13 protein-coding genes are annotated in these 15,032 nt (G+C 68.2%); 7 read left to right on the forward strand and 6 right to left on the reverse strand.

All coding sequences use genetic code 11. The features are described from left to right. Positions 1-159 precede the first annotated feature (159 nt). The gene (locus SBI20_RS04795) at positions 160-1,047 is read left to right on the forward strand and encodes a UDP-2,3-diacylglucosamine diphosphatase (RefSeq protein ID WP_411911540.1); all 888 of its coding nucleotides are present in this window, start codon (positions 160-162) and stop codon (positions 1,045-1,047) included. A 10-nt stretch (positions 1,048-1,057) separates the two neighbouring features. Then, positions 1,058-2,143, forward strand: a complete 1,086-nt coding sequence (locus SBI20_RS04800; protein ID WP_317973976.1) for a glycosyltransferase family 4 protein — start codon at positions 1,058-1,060, stop codon at positions 2,141-2,143. 94 nt (positions 2,144-2,237) lie between these two features. Here SBI20_RS04800 and SBI20_RS04805 read toward each other — a convergent pair whose 3' ends face one another. After that, a complete protein-coding gene (locus SBI20_RS04805) occupies positions 2,238-3,047 on the reverse strand; it encodes an outer membrane protein assembly factor BamD (RefSeq protein WP_317973977.1) in 810 nt (269 codons plus the stop codon). Between the two features lie 77 nt (positions 3,048-3,124). Continuing rightward, a complete protein-coding gene (locus tag SBI20_RS04810; RefSeq protein WP_317973978.1) occupies positions 3,125-3,568 on the reverse strand; it encodes an RrF2 family transcriptional regulator in 444 nt (147 codons plus the stop codon). 267 nt (positions 3,569-3,835) lie between these two features. Between SBI20_RS04810 and SBI20_RS04815 the strand changes: the two genes are divergently transcribed. Continuing rightward, a complete protein-coding gene (locus SBI20_RS04815; protein WP_317973979.1) occupies positions 3,836-4,834 on the forward strand; it encodes a LacI family DNA-binding transcriptional regulator in 999 nt (332 codons plus the stop codon). On the opposite strand, the gene SBI20_RS04820 is transcribed toward SBI20_RS04815, so the two are convergent. From SBI20_RS04820 to SBI20_RS04835, 4 genes are all read right to left on the reverse strand, one after another. After that, entirely contained in the window at positions 4,789-7,302 is a 2,514-nt protein-coding gene (locus tag SBI20_RS04820; protein WP_317973980.1) for a glycosyl hydrolase, read from the reverse strand. The genes SBI20_RS04815 and SBI20_RS04820 overlap by 46 nt on opposite strands. Positions 7,303-7,316: 14 nt before the next feature. Then, a complete protein-coding gene (locus tag SBI20_RS04825) occupies positions 7,317-7,802 on the reverse strand; it encodes a c-type cytochrome (RefSeq protein ID WP_317973981.1) in 486 nt (161 codons plus the stop codon). A 41-nt stretch (positions 7,803-7,843) separates the two neighbouring features. Next, on the reverse strand, positions 7,844-8,323 hold the full coding sequence (locus tag SBI20_RS04830) for a MarR family winged helix-turn-helix transcriptional regulator (RefSeq protein WP_317973982.1): 480 nt from the start codon (positions 8,321-8,323) through the stop codon (positions 7,844-7,846). Between the two features lie 154 nt (positions 8,324-8,477). After that, positions 8,478-9,950: a helicase HerA domain-containing protein gene (locus SBI20_RS04835; protein ID WP_317973983.1), complete on the reverse strand. Its 1,473-nt coding sequence runs from the start codon at positions 9,948-9,950 to the stop codon at positions 8,478-8,480. Positions 9,951-10,317: 367 nt separating this feature from the next. On the opposite strand from SBI20_RS04835, the gene SBI20_RS04840 reads away from it, so the two are divergent. The 4 genes from SBI20_RS04840 (at position 10,318) to SBI20_RS04855 (ending at position 15,031) form a co-directional block, all read left to right on the forward strand. After that, positions 10,318-11,472 (forward strand): HlyD family secretion protein, encoded by a 1,155-nt coding sequence (locus SBI20_RS04840; protein ID WP_317973984.1) that lies wholly within the window; start codon positions 10,318-10,320, stop codon positions 11,470-11,472. Continuing rightward, positions 11,472-13,058: an MDR family MFS transporter gene (locus tag SBI20_RS04845; RefSeq protein WP_317973985.1), complete on the forward strand. Its 1,587-nt coding sequence runs from the start codon at positions 11,472-11,474 to the stop codon at positions 13,056-13,058. Before SBI20_RS04840 ends, SBI20_RS04845 begins: the two co-directional genes overlap by 1 nt. Then, the gene (locus SBI20_RS04850; RefSeq protein WP_317973986.1) at positions 13,058-14,575 is read left to right on the forward strand and encodes an efflux transporter outer membrane subunit; all 1,518 of its coding nucleotides are present in this window, start codon (positions 13,058-13,060) and stop codon (positions 14,573-14,575) included. The genes SBI20_RS04845 and SBI20_RS04850 overlap by 1 nt, the downstream gene beginning before the upstream one ends. A gap of 165 nt (positions 14,576-14,740) precedes the next feature. Further along, positions 14,741-15,031 (forward strand): hypothetical protein, encoded by a 291-nt coding sequence (locus SBI20_RS04855; RefSeq protein ID WP_317973987.1) that lies wholly within the window; start codon positions 14,741-14,743, stop codon positions 15,029-15,031. Position 15,032 lies beyond the last annotated feature (1 nt).

Genomic DNA, 15,032 nt, shown 5'->3' on the forward strand with positions numbered 1-15,032 from the left:
TGTTCACGTCTTGTTTCACATTGGTGACACTCTGTCGCGTCCACGCAACCTGAGGGGCCTATCAGAGTCGGAACGCAACCGCGGCAGGAAGGGGCGCCGGTCATGGAAAACGTGGGAAAGACACCCGGTAACATGCTGGAAAACGGCAAATTGGCACCGATGAGCGAGTGGATCAAGGGCCTCCCCGAATGGCTCGATCTGCCCGAGCCGCGCGGATTTCGCCCCAAGCGCCGGGTCCGCACGGTGTGGATCTCGGACCTTCACCTGGGCACGCGCGGCTGCAATGCGCAGATGCTGCTCGATTTCCTCGCCTCGATCGAATGCGAGACGCTCTATCTCGTGGGCGACATCGTCGATGGCTGGCGCCTCTCGCGCGGGTGGTACTGGCCCGACGCGCACAACGAAGTCGTCCGCCGCGTGCTCAAGATGGCCCATCGCGGCACCCGTGTCGTGCTGATCGCGGGCAACCACGACGAAATGCTGCGCCCTTATGCGGGGATGACCTTCGGCGGCGTCGAACTCGCACTCGACACCATCCATGTCACCGCCGACGGGCGCCGCCTGCTGGTCACCCATGGCGACGGGTTCGACGGGGTGGTGCTCTATGCCCGCTGGCTCGCCTTTCTGGGCGATGCGGCCTACGAAGTGCTGCTCAAGGCCAATCGCTGGGTCAATCTGGTCCGCCGCCAGTTCAAGCTGCCCTACTGGTCGCTGTCGGCCTACATGAAAAAGCGCGTGAAGAACGCCGTCCAGTTCATCTGCGACTTCGAGGAAGCCGTGGCCCATGCCGCGCGCGACATGGGGGTCGACGGGGTGGTCTGCGGCCACATCCACTGCGCCGAAATTCGCCAGATCGGTGACGTGACCTATTACAACGACGGTGACTGGGTGGAAAGCTGCACCGCGCTGGTCGAGGACTTCTGCGGGGCGATGAGCATCGTCGACTGGGCCGCCGAACAGGCCCGGCTGAACCCGGCGCCCGTTGCCCAGACCGAGCTGGCCCCTCCCGCAACAGCCCCCGTCCCGCAGGCTGAACCGGTCGCATGAGGCCGGTCGCATGAGGATCGCGATCTGCACCGATGCCTGGCACCCGCAAGTCAACGGCGTGGTCCGCACGCTCTCGACGACGGTGGCCCTGCTGCGCGCGCGCGGGCACGAGGTCTGCCTCGTCACGCCCGAGCAGTTCCGCACGCTGGCCCTGCCCGGCTACAGCGAGATCCGCCTTGCCATGGCCCCGCGTTTCGGCACGCGGCGCATCTTGCGCGCCTTTGCGCCCGACATCGTCCATATCGCCACCGAAGGGCCGATCGGCTGGTCCGCGCGCAGCTGGTGCAAGGCCGAAGGGATGCCGTTTACCAGCGCGTTCCACACTCGTTTCCCGGATTATGCGGCGATGCGCACCGGGCTCAGCCCCGAGGCGTTCTGGCCGGTCATGCGGCGGTTTCATGCGCGCAGCAGCGCGGTTCTGGTCGCCACGCCCAGCCTTGCGGCGGAACTGGCCGGGCATGGCCTGTGCCAGACGCGGTTGTGGTCGCGCGGGATCGAGCCTGCGCAGTTCCGCCCTGCCCTTACGCCCGAACGCGCAGGCACGCCCTGGGCCGACCTGCCGGGGCCCCTGCTGCTCTATGTCGGGCGCGTGGCGGTCGAGAAGAACCTCGGCGCGTTCCTTGAGGCACCCGTTGCCGGAACCAAACTGGTTGTCGGCGACGGGCCAGACCTCGCCATGCTCAGGGCCCGCCATCCCCAAGCCCTGTTTGCCGGGGCCATGGCAGGCGAAAACCTCGCCCGCGCCTATCGCGCCGCCGATTGCTTCGTGTTCCCCAGCCGGACCGACACCTTCGGGCTGGTGATGATCGAGGCCATGGCCTGCGGGGTGCCGGTCGCGGCCTTCCCGGTGCCCGGCCCGCTCGACATCGTGGGCCCACAGGGACGTGGCCCGTTCGGCACGCTGGCCTCGCCGGTCGGCATGCTCGACGAGGACCTGCCCCGCGCCATTGCCGGGGCGCTCGCCTGCGACCGCGCCGCCGTGGCCACCCACGGGGCCAGCTATTCGTGGAAGGCGGCGACCGACCAGTTCGAGGCCGCTCTGCGCGATGCGGTCGAGACATGGGCCCGGACGAACTGGGCGATCATGGCGGCCTGAGCCGCCCGATCCCTGATCCGGTAGAGCAAACACGAAAAACGGCGGGACCGCTGGCCCCGCCGTTTTGCATGTCTGCTCTGGCAAAGCGCCCGGATCAGGCCGCCGAGAGCTTGTCGCCCTTGGCATTCACCAGCTTGAACGCGCGCTTGTACCATTCGCTGCCCGGATAGTTGTGGCCCAGCACGGCGGCGGCGCGGTGCGCTTCCTCGGGAACGCCGAGCGCCAGATAGGCTTCGACCAGACGGAACAGCGCCTCGGGCGTGTGGCTCGTGGTCTGGTACTTGTCGACCACCACGCGGAAACGCAGGGCGCTGGCCAGCCACTTGCCGCTGCGTTCGTAGAAGCGGCCCACTTCCATTTCCTTGCCCGCGAGGTGATCGTTCACGAGGTCGATCTTCATGCGCGCGTCGGTGGCGTAGTCGGTGTTGGGATAGCGGCGCATCACTTCGGTCAGCGCGGTGAGCGCCTGCTGGGTGATCTTCTGGTCGCGGGTCACGTCGCTGATCTGCTCGTAATAGCACAGCGCGACGAGGTAATAGGCGTAAGGCGCGTCCTTGTTGCCCGGATGGATCGACAGGAAGCGCTGCGCGGTCTGGACCGACTTGGCATAGTCGCGCGCGACGTAATAGCTGAACGCGCCCATCAGCTGGGCCCGGCGGGCCCAGGGCGAATAGGGGTGCTGGCGTTCCACTTCGTCGAAAAGCGCGGCGGCCTGCTTGGCGTCGCCATGGTCGAGCCGGTCCTTGGCCGTCATGTAGAGCGTGTCCACGTCGCGTGCGACATAGGCCACGTCCTTCTTGGTCTTGCCCGCACCGGCGCAGCCGGCGGTCAGGCCCAGAGCGGCGGTAGCGGCGGCAAGAACGGCGATGCGCAGCGGGCTGCGGCCAGAAGCAGGAACGGTCATGCCAATCCTATAACCACCGCCCGTGGCCTCGCCAAGGGGAGGTTGCGCAAGCGGGAGGTGAAAAATTCCAACCGGTTTCAGGCTTGCGCCGTTTCGTCAAACGGAGGCACCAGCGTGATCGGATCGGCCAGGGTCACCGTGTCGAGCATGTCGGCCATGTCGTCGCGCAGGCGGATCATCAGGCCACGCAACCGGCAATCGGCCTCGGGCAGGCAATTGGCGCAGTGCTCGTGGGCGTTGCGGCTGGCGCAGGGAACCAGCGCGAGGCTGCCGCGCGTCAGGCGGATGATGTCGCCATAGCGGATGTCGACCGGCGGCAGGGCCAGTTCATAGCCCCCGTCGCGCCCGCGCTGCGAGATGACCACGCCCTCGCGGGCCATTTCCGAAAGGATCACGGTCAGGAACTTGCGCGGAATGTTCTGCGCTTCGGCAATGGCATCGAGGCGCACGGGCCCCTGCCCGAAAGTGTCGGCCAGATGCTGGAGTGCCCGGATCGTATATCGCGTCTTTTGCGAAAGCATGGGGACACAAGACCCGGATGCCCCGGAATGTCAACGGCGCAGCTTGAATAAGCTGCGTATCGCGCCGTTTCGCGGGCGAACGGCCCCCGGCACGACCATGGCTCCCCCGCCGTCACCCCGGTTGCCAACGCCGGTTGCCAACATTTGTCACGCAACGCCTGGTTGGCTTGCAGGCCGGAAACGTCCATATCACCCCTCATGCCAGACCTGAAACATGCACAAGCGCCCCAATCACTTGTCTTGCCAGCGGCCGCCCCTCAGGCCACCATGCTGGATGTCGCCATGCGGGCAGGTGTCTCGCTCAAGAGCGTCTCGCGCGTCATCAACCGCGAACCCCATGTCTCCGACACGCTGCGCGCCAAAGTCGAACGGGCCATCGCCGAACTCGACTATGTGCCCGATACGGCGGCCCGTTCGCTGGCCGGGGCGCGCTCGTTCATCATCAGCGTGCTGTTCGACAATCCGAGCCCCAATTACACGGTGAAGCTTCAGGCCGGGGTCTACCGCGCCTGCATGGAAAACCAGTATCACCTGCGGATCGACCGGATCGACACCTCGCGCCCGGACACCGAGATCGAGGCGCAACTGGCCACCTTGCTGCGCAATGGCCGCTGCGACGGCTTCGTGCTGACCCCGCCGATCTCCGACATTCCGGTCGTGCTCGATTTTCTCGTCGCGCGCGGGGTGCGCCATGTGCGCATTTCGCCCGACGTGCCCAGTGCCCATGCGCCGGGCGTTGGCATGGACGACCATGGCGCCGGGGCGGCCGTGGCGCGCATGTTGTGGGAAGCGGGCCACCGCCGCCTTGCCATGGTGAGCAGCCCGGTCAGCCATGGCGCGGCCCGGCGCCGCCGTCTGGGTTTTCTCGAAGCCCTGCACGATCTGGGCCTGAGGGAACCCGTGCCCGAAGCCGGGGGCGACCACAGCTTCGAAGGCGGCATCCGGGCGGGGAACGAGCTGCTCGCCCTGCCCCGCCGGCCCACGGCCATTTTCGCGACCAACGATGATTCGGCCGCCGGAACGATGGTCGCCTGCGCACAGGCCGGTCTGGTCGTCCCGCGCGACATCTCGATCTGCGGCTTCGACGACAGCTGGGTGGCGCGCTCGGTCTGGCCCTATCTGACGACCGTCTACCAGCCGATCGAGGAACAGGGCCACGCCGCCGCCACGCTGCTGGTTACGCGCGGGGCCGAGGCGCCCCCCTTGCGCAACCTGCCCTATCACCTTGTCGAGCGGGCCTCGGTCGGCCCGCCGCCCGCCGAATGAGCCGGGCCGTTCCCGGTTTCCTGAACCGTCGTTCCCAGAACAACGGGCCCGACCAGCCCTGAAGGCACGAGCGGCGCGCGGGCAATATCCGCCGTCAGGGGCGCGATGGCGGGCGCGATGGCTGCCTTCGCCCCTGCCGCACGGGCGGCGGCATCGCCGATCACCCGGTTGGCCCAGCTTCCGGCAACCTGCACGACGAGGCGGTTGGTGCCCCCGCGCACCGCGCTGCCAATGTCGTAGCGATAGGGTGCCTGCCAGCGCGTGCCCATGTCCCGGTCATTGACGCGCACTTGCGCCAGATCGTGTACCTCGCCCAGATCGAGCCACAAGGGCATGCCGCGCTTCCAGCCGCGCGGGGGGCGGAAGCCGATGCCATAGGCCACCTCGCCCGAAAAATGGCGCACACCCTCGATCGGGCTGCGGTCGAGGCGCGTGAGCGCAGGCACGTTCAAACGCGCAGGGGCCCCGCGCCCGCCCTGAAAGGCGAGCGCCCAGGGCCCGGTCAGGGTGACGAGGGGGCGCTCCACCACGGGCGCGAGCTGCACCGCGCGCGCACTGGCCGGCTTGCGGAACACCACGAAGAGCGAGCCACGAGGCGCCAGCACGAGCGGAACGCGCGTTTCGCCACCCTCGATCCGATAGCTGGCCGCCTCGATCTGCCCGGTTTCGGCGTGCCAGATTTCGGCAGCCTTGCCCATGACCCGGAAGTGCCCGTCGAAGCGGACTTCGTGATCTGCGCGATTGACCAGATACCAGCTTTCGCCATCGCGCATCGTGCGATGCACGAAGGCCGTATCGGAGCCCGCATCGGAGCCCGCTGGGCGAAAATCGGGGGCCACGCCCATCCGGGCGAGCGCCACCCCGGCATTCCCCCCCGCGATGACCCGGCCCTGCCCGACCACCGTTTCGACCTGTCCCTCGGGCCAGAGCATGGCGGTCAGCGACTGCCAGCGCGCGGGCGCATCGCCCTGTGCATCGGCCAGCGCGGGGGACGCGAGCGGGCGCGGCCCGATCACGGTGGCCCCCGCCGCGACCAGATCGGCCAGCCGCGCCAGTGTCCGCAAGGTCATGGGCCGGGCAACCCCGCCCAGCCAGAGCGCGCGATAGCGGGCCCCGCTCTGGCTTACCAGATCATGGCCATCGACCACAAAGCTGCCATCGACCATCGCGGCGGTCACGAAATCGCGGGCATAGCCGGGCGGCACGGCATCGTCGCGCGGCGGGGCATCGCCGCGCGGCGGGGCATCGCCGCGCGGCGCCTCTTCATCGGCCAGTTCGGCCAGATCGGCGACATTGTGCCCTTGCTGAAGCATCAGCGAGGTGCGCGCGAGATAATCGGAAAACCCTTGCGCGAGCCCGGCCCAGCTCTGCTGCGGGCCGAACCATGGGGCCCCGCTCGCCCCGATCCGGGCCGGAAGGATCACCCGGTTGACCCCGTTCACGAAGGCCAGATCGAGCGCGCCGCGCATCGCGTAAGGAGTGACCGTCCACGGCGCGATAATCGAGGGCCCCATGTCGGGCAGCACTTCGCCCGCCACCCAGTTCTGCCCATAGACATGGGCGACCGAGGCGGCCTCGGCGATGCGCCGTTCGCCCGCAAGCCCTGCGCCGCGCGCGCCGGTCAGCGCGGCCTGCGCCACCACCACCATCGGCACGTCGGCGCGCATGCGCATGGCCATGGCATCGTCGGGCGCGGCCCCCTCGGGCGCGGCGCCATAGAGCTTGAGCCCGCGCTCGTGCGCGACTTGCGCGATCATGCCGAAGCGTTCGGAATTGAGCAGATCGGCGCGCGTGCGCCGCCAGTCGCGCAGGAAGCGGGCCTGATCCTGCGCGCTGGCCTCCCCCACACCGGCGCCCGACAGCACCGGCAGCCAGGGCGCCGGATCATAGCCGCGCAGCCGTGCGAACTGGGCATTCATCAGGGGCGTGGTCGCGGGCAAGGCCACCCGTTGCGTGCCGCTCACCAGCCCGCGCACCCCGTGGGGCCCGAGCATCCCGGCCCCCAGCGCAGCCTGAAGATCATCGAAACAGCGGTTGAGCCAGATGCGCATGGCTGCCCCGTCGAGGCTGTCGACAGCCTCGGCTGCCGGCAAGGCAAGGACCAGATCGAGCCCTTGGGCCTGCGCCCCTTGCGCCACCAGCCGCAAGGCCTGTGGCGACGCGCTGGCATTTTCAATCTGGAGCCCGCCCAGCCCGGTCCGGCTCATCCAGTCTAGATCGGCGGCGACAGCAGAAGAGGCGGCACCACCATCAGGCAGGCGCCAGTCCAGACGCGCCCGTGCCGAGGCCGGGGGCGTGCGAAACCGCGCTTCGAGCATGGCCCCGGCGTCCCGCGCCTGTCCGATCTCTTCCACCTGACCGGCGACGGGCTGTGCCCCGGCGGCCCATGCCCCGCTGCCCCCGGACACGAGCGCCGCCGACACGAAGCCCCCCGCGAGCCATGCGCGCCAGCCCTGCTGCCCCTTCATCCCCCCAAAGCCCTTCAATGGGCCGATTGTTGCAGGTAGGCGATCACGTCGGCGCGATCCTGCGCATCGGGAAGCCCGGCAAAAGCCATGCGCGAGCCTTTCATGAACCCGGCGGGCGCCTTGAGGAACGCGTCGAGGCTGGCCGTGTCCCAGGTCACGCCGCTGCCCTTCATCGCGGCGGAATACGCGAAATCGGCAACCCCGCCCGCCTTGCGCCCCATCACGCCCTTGAGCGAGGGGCCCAGCCGCGTCACCCCGGTATTGAGATCGTGGCAGGCAATGCAGCGCGCATAGACCGTGTGACCGCGCACCGGATCACCCGCAGGCAACTGGACGGCGGAAGATTGGGCAAAAGCAGGCCCCGCCACCGTGCCCGCAGCCACGGCAACACCCAGCGCAAACGCCGCGCCAGCCAGCAAACCGAGGGACTTGGTCTTGTTCATCATCGTCTCCGGGAGGCGCCACGCAAAGGGCGCCCCATCGTTGTCATCAAGCCACATCCTGGCTGAGTGGTTCCTGAACCCCTGAGCCCCCCCCGGCATCAGGCATCCCTGAGAGAGGCCGTCGCACAAAGCTTGGCCAGCAGGCGGAACAGTTCGGCGCGCTCCTCGCCGCTCAGGCCTGCGACCCGTTCGGCCTCGTAAGCGCCGATCACCGCGCGCGCCTGCGCAAGAATGGCCTGCCCTTCCGGGGTGATCCACAGCCCGCCCGCGCGGCGGTCGTGCTTGCACGGCTCGTTGATCAGGAAGCCGTTCTCGCGCAACTGGCGCACGAACTGGTGCACCGTGGGCCGCTCGATCCGGAAAAAGCGCGAAAGCCCGGTCTGCCTGATCCCCGGATTGGCCTTGACCAGCCAGAGGATCGCCACCTGCTTGGGGGTGACGCCCAGAGGATCGAGCTGGCGTTCGAGCCGCCCGACGAACAGCGAATGGGCGGTGCCGATATGCAGCCCGAGCACCGCATCGAGCCCGTCGAGCGCCAGTTCGGCATCAGGGAATTGGCGGGCAGGACTGTCGGACACCAGAGCCGGATCTCGCGGGTAATGCGGCCGCCCCATGCCACCGCTCTGGCATGCATTAGGCATGGCGATAGCCTGCGTGCAATCATTTTGCGGTGCAACATCGTGCGCGGACAGCGGGCGCAAACCGCCGGTTCCGCCTTCCGGTTCCGGGCCTTCAGCCCTCCATCGGCGCGGTCGTCATGCCAAGGCCGGGGATGCCGATCGAACGGCGCCCGCCATAATCGGTCCGCACCACGATCAAGCCGCTCTTTTCGAGATGGTCGAGCAGGCGGCGGATGCGTCCGGGCGAGCGGGTGCCATAGATTTCGGCCATGCGCTCGTCATCCGGGCATGGCAGCCCTTCGACTGCCGCCACCGCCAGCACGAGGAATGGCGCGAGCACATCATCGGCCACATCGCGCGCAAGGTTGAGCGCGGGCTGCCAGCGCGGCTCGCGGTCGTCGGGAATGCCCGCCACGGCCATCGCGAAGCGGCGGCGGAACTGGGCAAGATCGATCCCCACCGGGCCCAGCCGGGCCATGCGGCAGCGCACGGTGAAATCCTGGAACAGTTGCGAGGCGGGCTGGAACGTGCAGTCGGGCTCCTGCGCCATGTCGGCGAGGATCTCGACGATCTGCGCGGCGGTTTCCTCGGCCGCGAACAGGCTCGGCTCGGCGGGCGGCTCGACCTGTTCGGCAGCCGGAACGCTGCTTTCGATCCGGTCGAGCAGTTCGCCGCTGTCGGGCGCGTGGTCCTCGGGCTCGGGCGGCGCGGGCACGGGGTCGAACATCAGCGGCTCGGCCATGAGCAGCGCCTCCATCTCCTCGCCCGCCGCATTGGGCATGGGCATCAGGCCATGGACGACATTGCGCGCGCGGGTTTCCACGTCGGCGATCTTGACCCCGACCGGGCGGCGGCAGATCGCCGGGCCAAGCGCGAGGAAATGGCCGCGTTCGAGGTCGCGGATCTGTTCGGCCTGACGGCGCTCCATGCCCAGAAGATCGGCGGCGCGGGCCATGTCGATATCGAGGAAGGTGCGCCCCATCAGGAAGTTGGAGGCTTCGGCAGCGACGTTCTTGGCCAGCTTGGCCAGACGCTGGGTGGCGATGATCCCGGCCAGCCCGCGCTTGCGCCCACGGCACATGAGGTTCGTCATCGCCGCGAGCGAGAGGCGGCGCACGTCGTCGGCCACGTCGCCGGCGGCGGCAGGCGCGAACATCTGCGCTTCGTCGACGACCACCAGCGCGGGATACCACTGGTCGCGCGGGGCATCGAACAGGGTGTTCATGAAGACGGCGGCGCAGCGCATCTGCGCTTCGAGTTCGAGCCCGTCGAGCGCGAGGATCACCGAGGCGCGATGCTGGCGGATGCGCGCGGCCAGCTTGACGATCTCGGCCCCGTCATAGGCCGATCCATCGACGACGACATGGCCAAAGGGTTCGGCCAGGCTGACGAAATCGCCTTCCGGGTCGATCACCACCTGCTGGACGACGCTGGCGCTCTGTTCGAGGATCCGGCGCAGAAGGTGCGACTTTCCCGAGCCGCTGTTGCCCTGCACCAGAAGGCGCGTGGCCAGCAGTTCCTCGACGTCGATGCGGACGGCGGCGCCCGACCTGTCGTCGGCGCCAATGACGATGGTTGCGCTCACGCCCCCGCTCTTAACGCCCAAAGCCCGCGCGGCAAGGCCGGGCGGGCAAAAGCGTGGGCAAAAGATTGTCGAAAGGGCCCTGCCCGCGGCCTGCCGCTGCCCTTCGGGAAGCCGGTTCGGGCCGGATGGCCCTTGCGCCGCGCGCAACCCGATTCGCTCCGACGGCGCCAGAGCAGCACTGGCAGCCCGATCAAAAAGCCCCGCGCCATGCGGGAACGAAAAAGATTTTGGCGCTTTTTCGTGTGATTGCGATTTTCGAGGCCCGGATTCCAAAAAAATCACTTGCCCGAAGGCGGGCTCTCGAACCACGCTCATTTTATAGAACTGAACTGTTCCGTTCAATTTAAGCTTCCCACAGGAACCCTGCATGCCCGCCCCAGACGATTCCCCGGTCGTTTCCTCAGCCGATTCCTCCACCTCTTCGTCCATGACCGGCACCCGCAAGAAGACCATTGGCCGGATCGCCATCGGCGTGGCGGTGGTGGCACTGGCCTATGGCGTCTATGCCCTGATCGACTACCGCGCCAACGGGCAGTACATCCAGTCGACCGACGACGCCTATGTCCAGGCCGATGGCGTGGCGGTCAGCTCGAAACTGGCCGGCTACGTCCGCCAGATCGGGGTGGTCGACAACCAGCAGGTGGGCCAGGGCGCGTTCCTCGTCCAGATCGACCCGACGGACTATGCCACCAAGCTGACCCAGGCCGATGCCCAGGTCTCGGTGGCCAAGGCTGCCGAGCAGGCCACCGCGGCAGGCATTGCCGAGGCGCAGGCCAGCCTCGACCAGGCGCAGGCCGGGCTTGTCTCGGCGCGGCGCGATCTGGCCTACTATGCGCAGGAAGTCGCGCGCTACGCCCCGCTCGCGGCCAGCGGGGCCGAGCCGCGCACCCAGCTCGACCAGTTGACCAGTGCGCGCGACAAGGCTGCCGCCGATGTCCGCGCCCGTCAGGCCGCGATCGAGGCCGCCACCGCCAAGATCGCCACGATCAAGGCCCAGGTCGAGCAGGCCCAGGCCCAGATCGCCTCGGCCGACGCCACGCGGCTGGCCGCGCGCAACGACATGGGCTTTACCCGCCTGACCGCGCCGATTGCCGGCAAGATCGGCTCGCGCACGGTGCGGCTGGGCCAATATGTAACCGCCGGGCAGCGCCTGATGACCATCGTTCCGACCCAGGCGATCTATGTCGAGGCCAATTACAAGGAAACCCAGATCGGCCTGATGCGCCCCGGCCAGCCGGTGACGATGCATGTCGATGCGCTGCCGGGGGTGGACTTCCATGGGGTGGTCGATTCGATCACGCCGGGCACGGGCGCCAATTTCTCGCTGATCCCGCCCCAGAACGCGACCGGCAACTTCACCAAGATCGTCCAGCGCGTGCCGGTGCGCATCCGCATCAATGCCGGCGAGGAATCGCGCAAGGTGCTCGTGCCGGGCCTGTCGCTGACGGTCGAGGTCGATACCAAGAGCGCGAAGGGCGCGATCAGGTCGATCCGGGCCGAACAGGACCGGGGCACGCACTGATGTCTGCCGCGATGCCTTCCGGGCCCTCCCCGGCAGGGCCTTCCGCGCCGCCTGAAAAGGCCGACCTGACCGCCTGGCTGGCGGTCGTGGCCGGGGCCATCGGCGCGCTGATGGCCACCCTCGACATCTCGATCGTCAATTCCGCGCTGCCCACCATCCAGGGCGAGATCGGCGCCTCGGCAACCGAAGGCACCTGGATCGCGACGAGCTATCTGGTCGCCGAGATCGTGATCATCCCGCTCACCGCCTGGCTCGAACGGGTGTTCGGGCTCAAGCGCTTCCTGCTGGTCGCCGCGGTGCTGTTCACCGGCTTTTCGATCGTCTGCGGGCTTTCGACCACGCTCACGATGATGATCGTGGGCCGCGTGGGACAGGGCTTTACCGGCGGGGCGATGATCCCGACGGGCATGACCATCATCGCCACGCGCCTGCCACGCCACCAGCAGCCGGTGGGCACCGCGCTGTTCGGCTCCACGCTGATCCTCGGGCCGGTGCTCGGCCCGCTGGCCGGTGGCTGGCTGACCGAGAACCTCTCGTGGCACTATGCCTTCTTCGTCAATATCCCGATCTGCATCGTGCTGATGATCTTCCTGATGGTCAGCCTGTCGAGCAGCAAGATGCACCTCGACGACCTGCTCGGTGCCGACTGGCTCGGCATTCTGGGCATGGCCCTTGGCCTTGGCGGGCTGACGGTGGTGCTTGAGGAAGGCAATCGCGAGCAGTGGTTCCAGTCGGACCTGATCTGGCAGCTTTCGGGGGTCACGGTGGTCGGCTTCATCCTGATCGGGCTAGGGCAGATCTTTGCCCGCCGCCCGGTGGTCAAGCTGGCGCTGTTGCGCAACCGGGCCTTTGCGGCGGTGTTCATCCTGGGCCTGCTGGTGGGATCGGTGCTTTATGGCACGGCCTATGTGATCCCCCAGTTCCTGGCCTCGATCGCGGGCTACAATGCCTATCAGTCGGGCAAGATCGTGTTCCTCTCGGGCATCCCCTCGCTGATGATGATGCCGCTCTTCCCGTTCCTCATCAAACGCTTCGACTTGCGTCTGGTGGTCCTGACGGGAATGCTGGTCATGGCCGGGTCGTGCTGGCTCGATACCACGCTGACGGTCAATTCCGACGGGTCGGACTTCGTGATCTCGCAGCTCATGCGCGGGCTGGGACAGGCGCTGGCCATGCTGTTCCTCAACCAGGCGGCGATTGCCAGCGTGAAACCCGACGAGGCGGGCGATGCCTCGGGCCTGTTCAACGCGGCGCGAAACCTTGGCGGCTCGATCGCGCTGGCCCTGCTCGCCACCTTGCAGGAGCGGCGCGAGGAGTTCCACCGCTGGACCATCCACGAGGCCCTGCCCGCCAACAGCCCCACCGTGCAGGACTGGGTGGCCTCGCAAGTGGCCTCGTTCGGCGGGGGCCCCGACGGCCTTGCCGCCGCGCTGCGCATGATCGACAACACGGTCCTGCGTCAGGCCATGGTGATGGCCTATTCCGACGAATTCATCGCGCTGATGGTCGGTATCTCGATCGTCCTGCCGCTGTGCTTCCTTCTCCGCCCGTTGCCCAAGGGCAACCATCAAATGGCGATGCACTGATGCCCTTTTCGCTGTCTTTCCTTTCGGCCTTCCCTTCTCGCGCCTTGCGCCTGGGCGGCCCAGCCAGTCTCGCCGGCCCCACCAGTCTCGTCGGCCCTGCCAGTCTCGTCGTTCTGGCCACAGCGCTGGCCGGTTGCACGGTCGGCCCGCACTATGGAGGCCCGCCCGCCTCGGCCCCGGTCGCCAGCGCGCGCGGCGATTTCCTGCGCGCCGACCGCGCCACGACCACCCCGCAGGCCCCGTCTGCGCGCTGGTGGGAGGCGCTGGGCGATCCGGTGCTGACCGGGCTGATCGACAAGGGGCTGGCCTCCTCGCCCGACATCGCGGTGGCCAATGCCCGCATCGCGCAGGCGCGCGCGGGCCTTGCCGCCAACAAGACCTCGCTGCTGCCCACCTTCAACGCCTCGACCGGGGTGCCCTACATCAATGTTCCGGCCGATGTGCTGGGCAGCGACAAGACCGGACGCACCGACACCACGATCTACAATCTGGGCTTCGACGCGAGCTGGGAATTCGACCTTTTCGGTGGCACCCGCCGCAAGATCGAGGCCGCCGGGGCACGGGCTCAGGCCGCCGAAGCGGGCCTTGCCGATGCGCAGGTCACCCTCTCGGCGGAAATCGCGCGGGCCTATGTCTCGCTGCGCGCGCGCCAGACGGTTCTGGCCAGCCTCGATGAGCAGGCCGGGATCGACGCCAGACTGGTCGATCTGGCCCGCGCCCGCCTTCAGGCCGGCACCGCGCCCGAACAGGGTCTGGCCCAGGCCCGCGGGCAGGCCGCCCGCACCGAAGGCGACCGCGCCACGGCCCGCGCCGACATTACCGTGCTGATCGACCAGATCGCCGTGCTGACCGGACAGGAACCGGGCGCGCTCGACGGGTTGCTCGCCAGCCCCGCCCCGGTGCCGCTGCCCCCGGCCAGCGTATCGGTGGGCGATCCCGCGCTGCTCTTGCGCAACCGGCCCGACATCCGCCGCGCCGAGCGGGATCTGGCCGCTGCCAATGCCGATATCGGCGCGCAGATCGCCGCTGGCCTGCCGCGTGTCACCTTCATGGGCCTGCTGGGTCTGGGGGGGCCGAACGTGGGCGATGCGGTCGACCCGGACAAGGTGATCGGCCTGGCCATGCCGCAATTGCGCTGGAGCGCCTTTGACGGCGGGCGCAACCGGGCCCAGGTCCGCAACAAGCGCGCCGCCCATGCCGAGGCGCAGGCCAGCTATCAGCGCACCGTGCTGGCCGCCTTGCAGGATGCCGAAAGCGCCCTCACCCGCTTTGGCAGCCAGCGTCAGGTTCTGGGCAAGGCGCTCGACACCCAGGCCCAGGCCCGCCGCGCGCAGGAGCTTCAGGAACAGCGCGCCCGCGCCGGAACCGTCGCGCTCGGCGATGCCCTGACCGCCCGCCGTCAGGCCATTGCGGCCCTCCAGTCCAGCACCTCGGCCCAGGCTGAACTGGTCACCGATTTCATCGCGGTTGAAAAGGCCCTCGGGCTGGGCTGGCAAACCACCCCGGCTGGCGCCTGAAAATGGGACTAACCCGTTCTTTTTATAGCGCTTTGCCGTCCTTCGATTTCATGGCAATACTCGATCGCGTGACGCCGCAAAGGCGCACTTCGGACGCAGTCGTGGCACATGGCGCTCCGAACAGCGGCCTTCCGCGATGCGGAACGCCGGAAAGGATCGGGAAGGATGGACTGGTTTTCCGGTTTTGGCCGCCGTGTCTGGCTGGCCTGTCAGGAAGGTCTGGCGATGAACTGCCAGACTTATTGGGAGCAGGTGTCTTCCGGCAGTCCGTCAGATTTGGGCCAGCCCGGAACAGCCCAGCCCGGCACAGCCCAATCCGGTTCGCCGTCAGGCCAGATCGCCGCGCGCGACAGCCGCTCCGCAGTGCCCCTCTCCCCAATCTCGCAAACACCCGATGACGACGCCTCCTTCGGACCAGACCCCGCCAGCGGACCCTTCCATCGCTCTCTCCACTGAG

Source organism: Novosphingobium sp. IK01, from assembly GCF_033242265.1.
In the GTDB taxonomy this organism is placed as follows: Bacteria; Pseudomonadota; Alphaproteobacteria; order Sphingomonadales; family Sphingomonadaceae; genus Novosphingobium; species Novosphingobium pituita.

Bases quoted from the DNA above. Each gene is read 5' to 3' on its own strand.
- SBI20_RS04795 (WP_411911540.1), top strand. From the start codon at position 160: ATGAGCGAGTGGATCAAGGGCCTCCCCGAATGGCTCGATCTGCCCGAG.
- SBI20_RS04800 (WP_317973976.1), top strand. From the start codon at position 1,058: ATGAGGATCGCGATCTGCACCGATGCCTGGCACCCGCAAGTCAACGGC.
- SBI20_RS04805 (WP_317973977.1), bottom strand. From the start codon at position 3,047: ATGACCGTTCCTGCTTCTGGCCGCAGCCCGCTGCGCATCGCCGTTCTT.
- SBI20_RS04810 (WP_317973978.1), bottom strand. From the start codon at position 3,568: ATGCTTTCGCAAAAGACGCGATATACGATCCGGGCACTCCAGCATCTG.
- SBI20_RS04815 (WP_317973979.1), top strand. From the start codon at position 3,836: ATGCTGGATGTCGCCATGCGGGCAGGTGTCTCGCTCAAGAGCGTCTCG.
- SBI20_RS04820 (WP_317973980.1), bottom strand. From the start codon at position 7,302: ATGAAGGGGCAGCAGGGCTGGCGCGCATGGCTCGCGGGGGGCTTCGTG.
- SBI20_RS04825 (WP_317973981.1), bottom strand. From the start codon at position 7,802: ATGTGGCTTGATGACAACGATGGGGCGCCCTTTGCGTGGCGCCTCCCG.
- SBI20_RS04840 (WP_317973984.1), top strand. From the start codon at position 10,318: ATGCCCGCCCCAGACGATTCCCCGGTCGTTTCCTCAGCCGATTCCTCC.
- SBI20_RS04845 (WP_317973985.1), top strand. From the start codon at position 11,472: ATGTCTGCCGCGATGCCTTCCGGGCCCTCCCCGGCAGGGCCTTCCGCG.
- SBI20_RS04850 (WP_317973986.1), top strand. From the start codon at position 13,058: ATGCCCTTTTCGCTGTCTTTCCTTTCGGCCTTCCCTTCTCGCGCCTTG.
- SBI20_RS04855 (WP_317973987.1), top strand. From the start codon at position 14,741: ATGGACTGGTTTTCCGGTTTTGGCCGCCGTGTCTGGCTGGCCTGTCAG.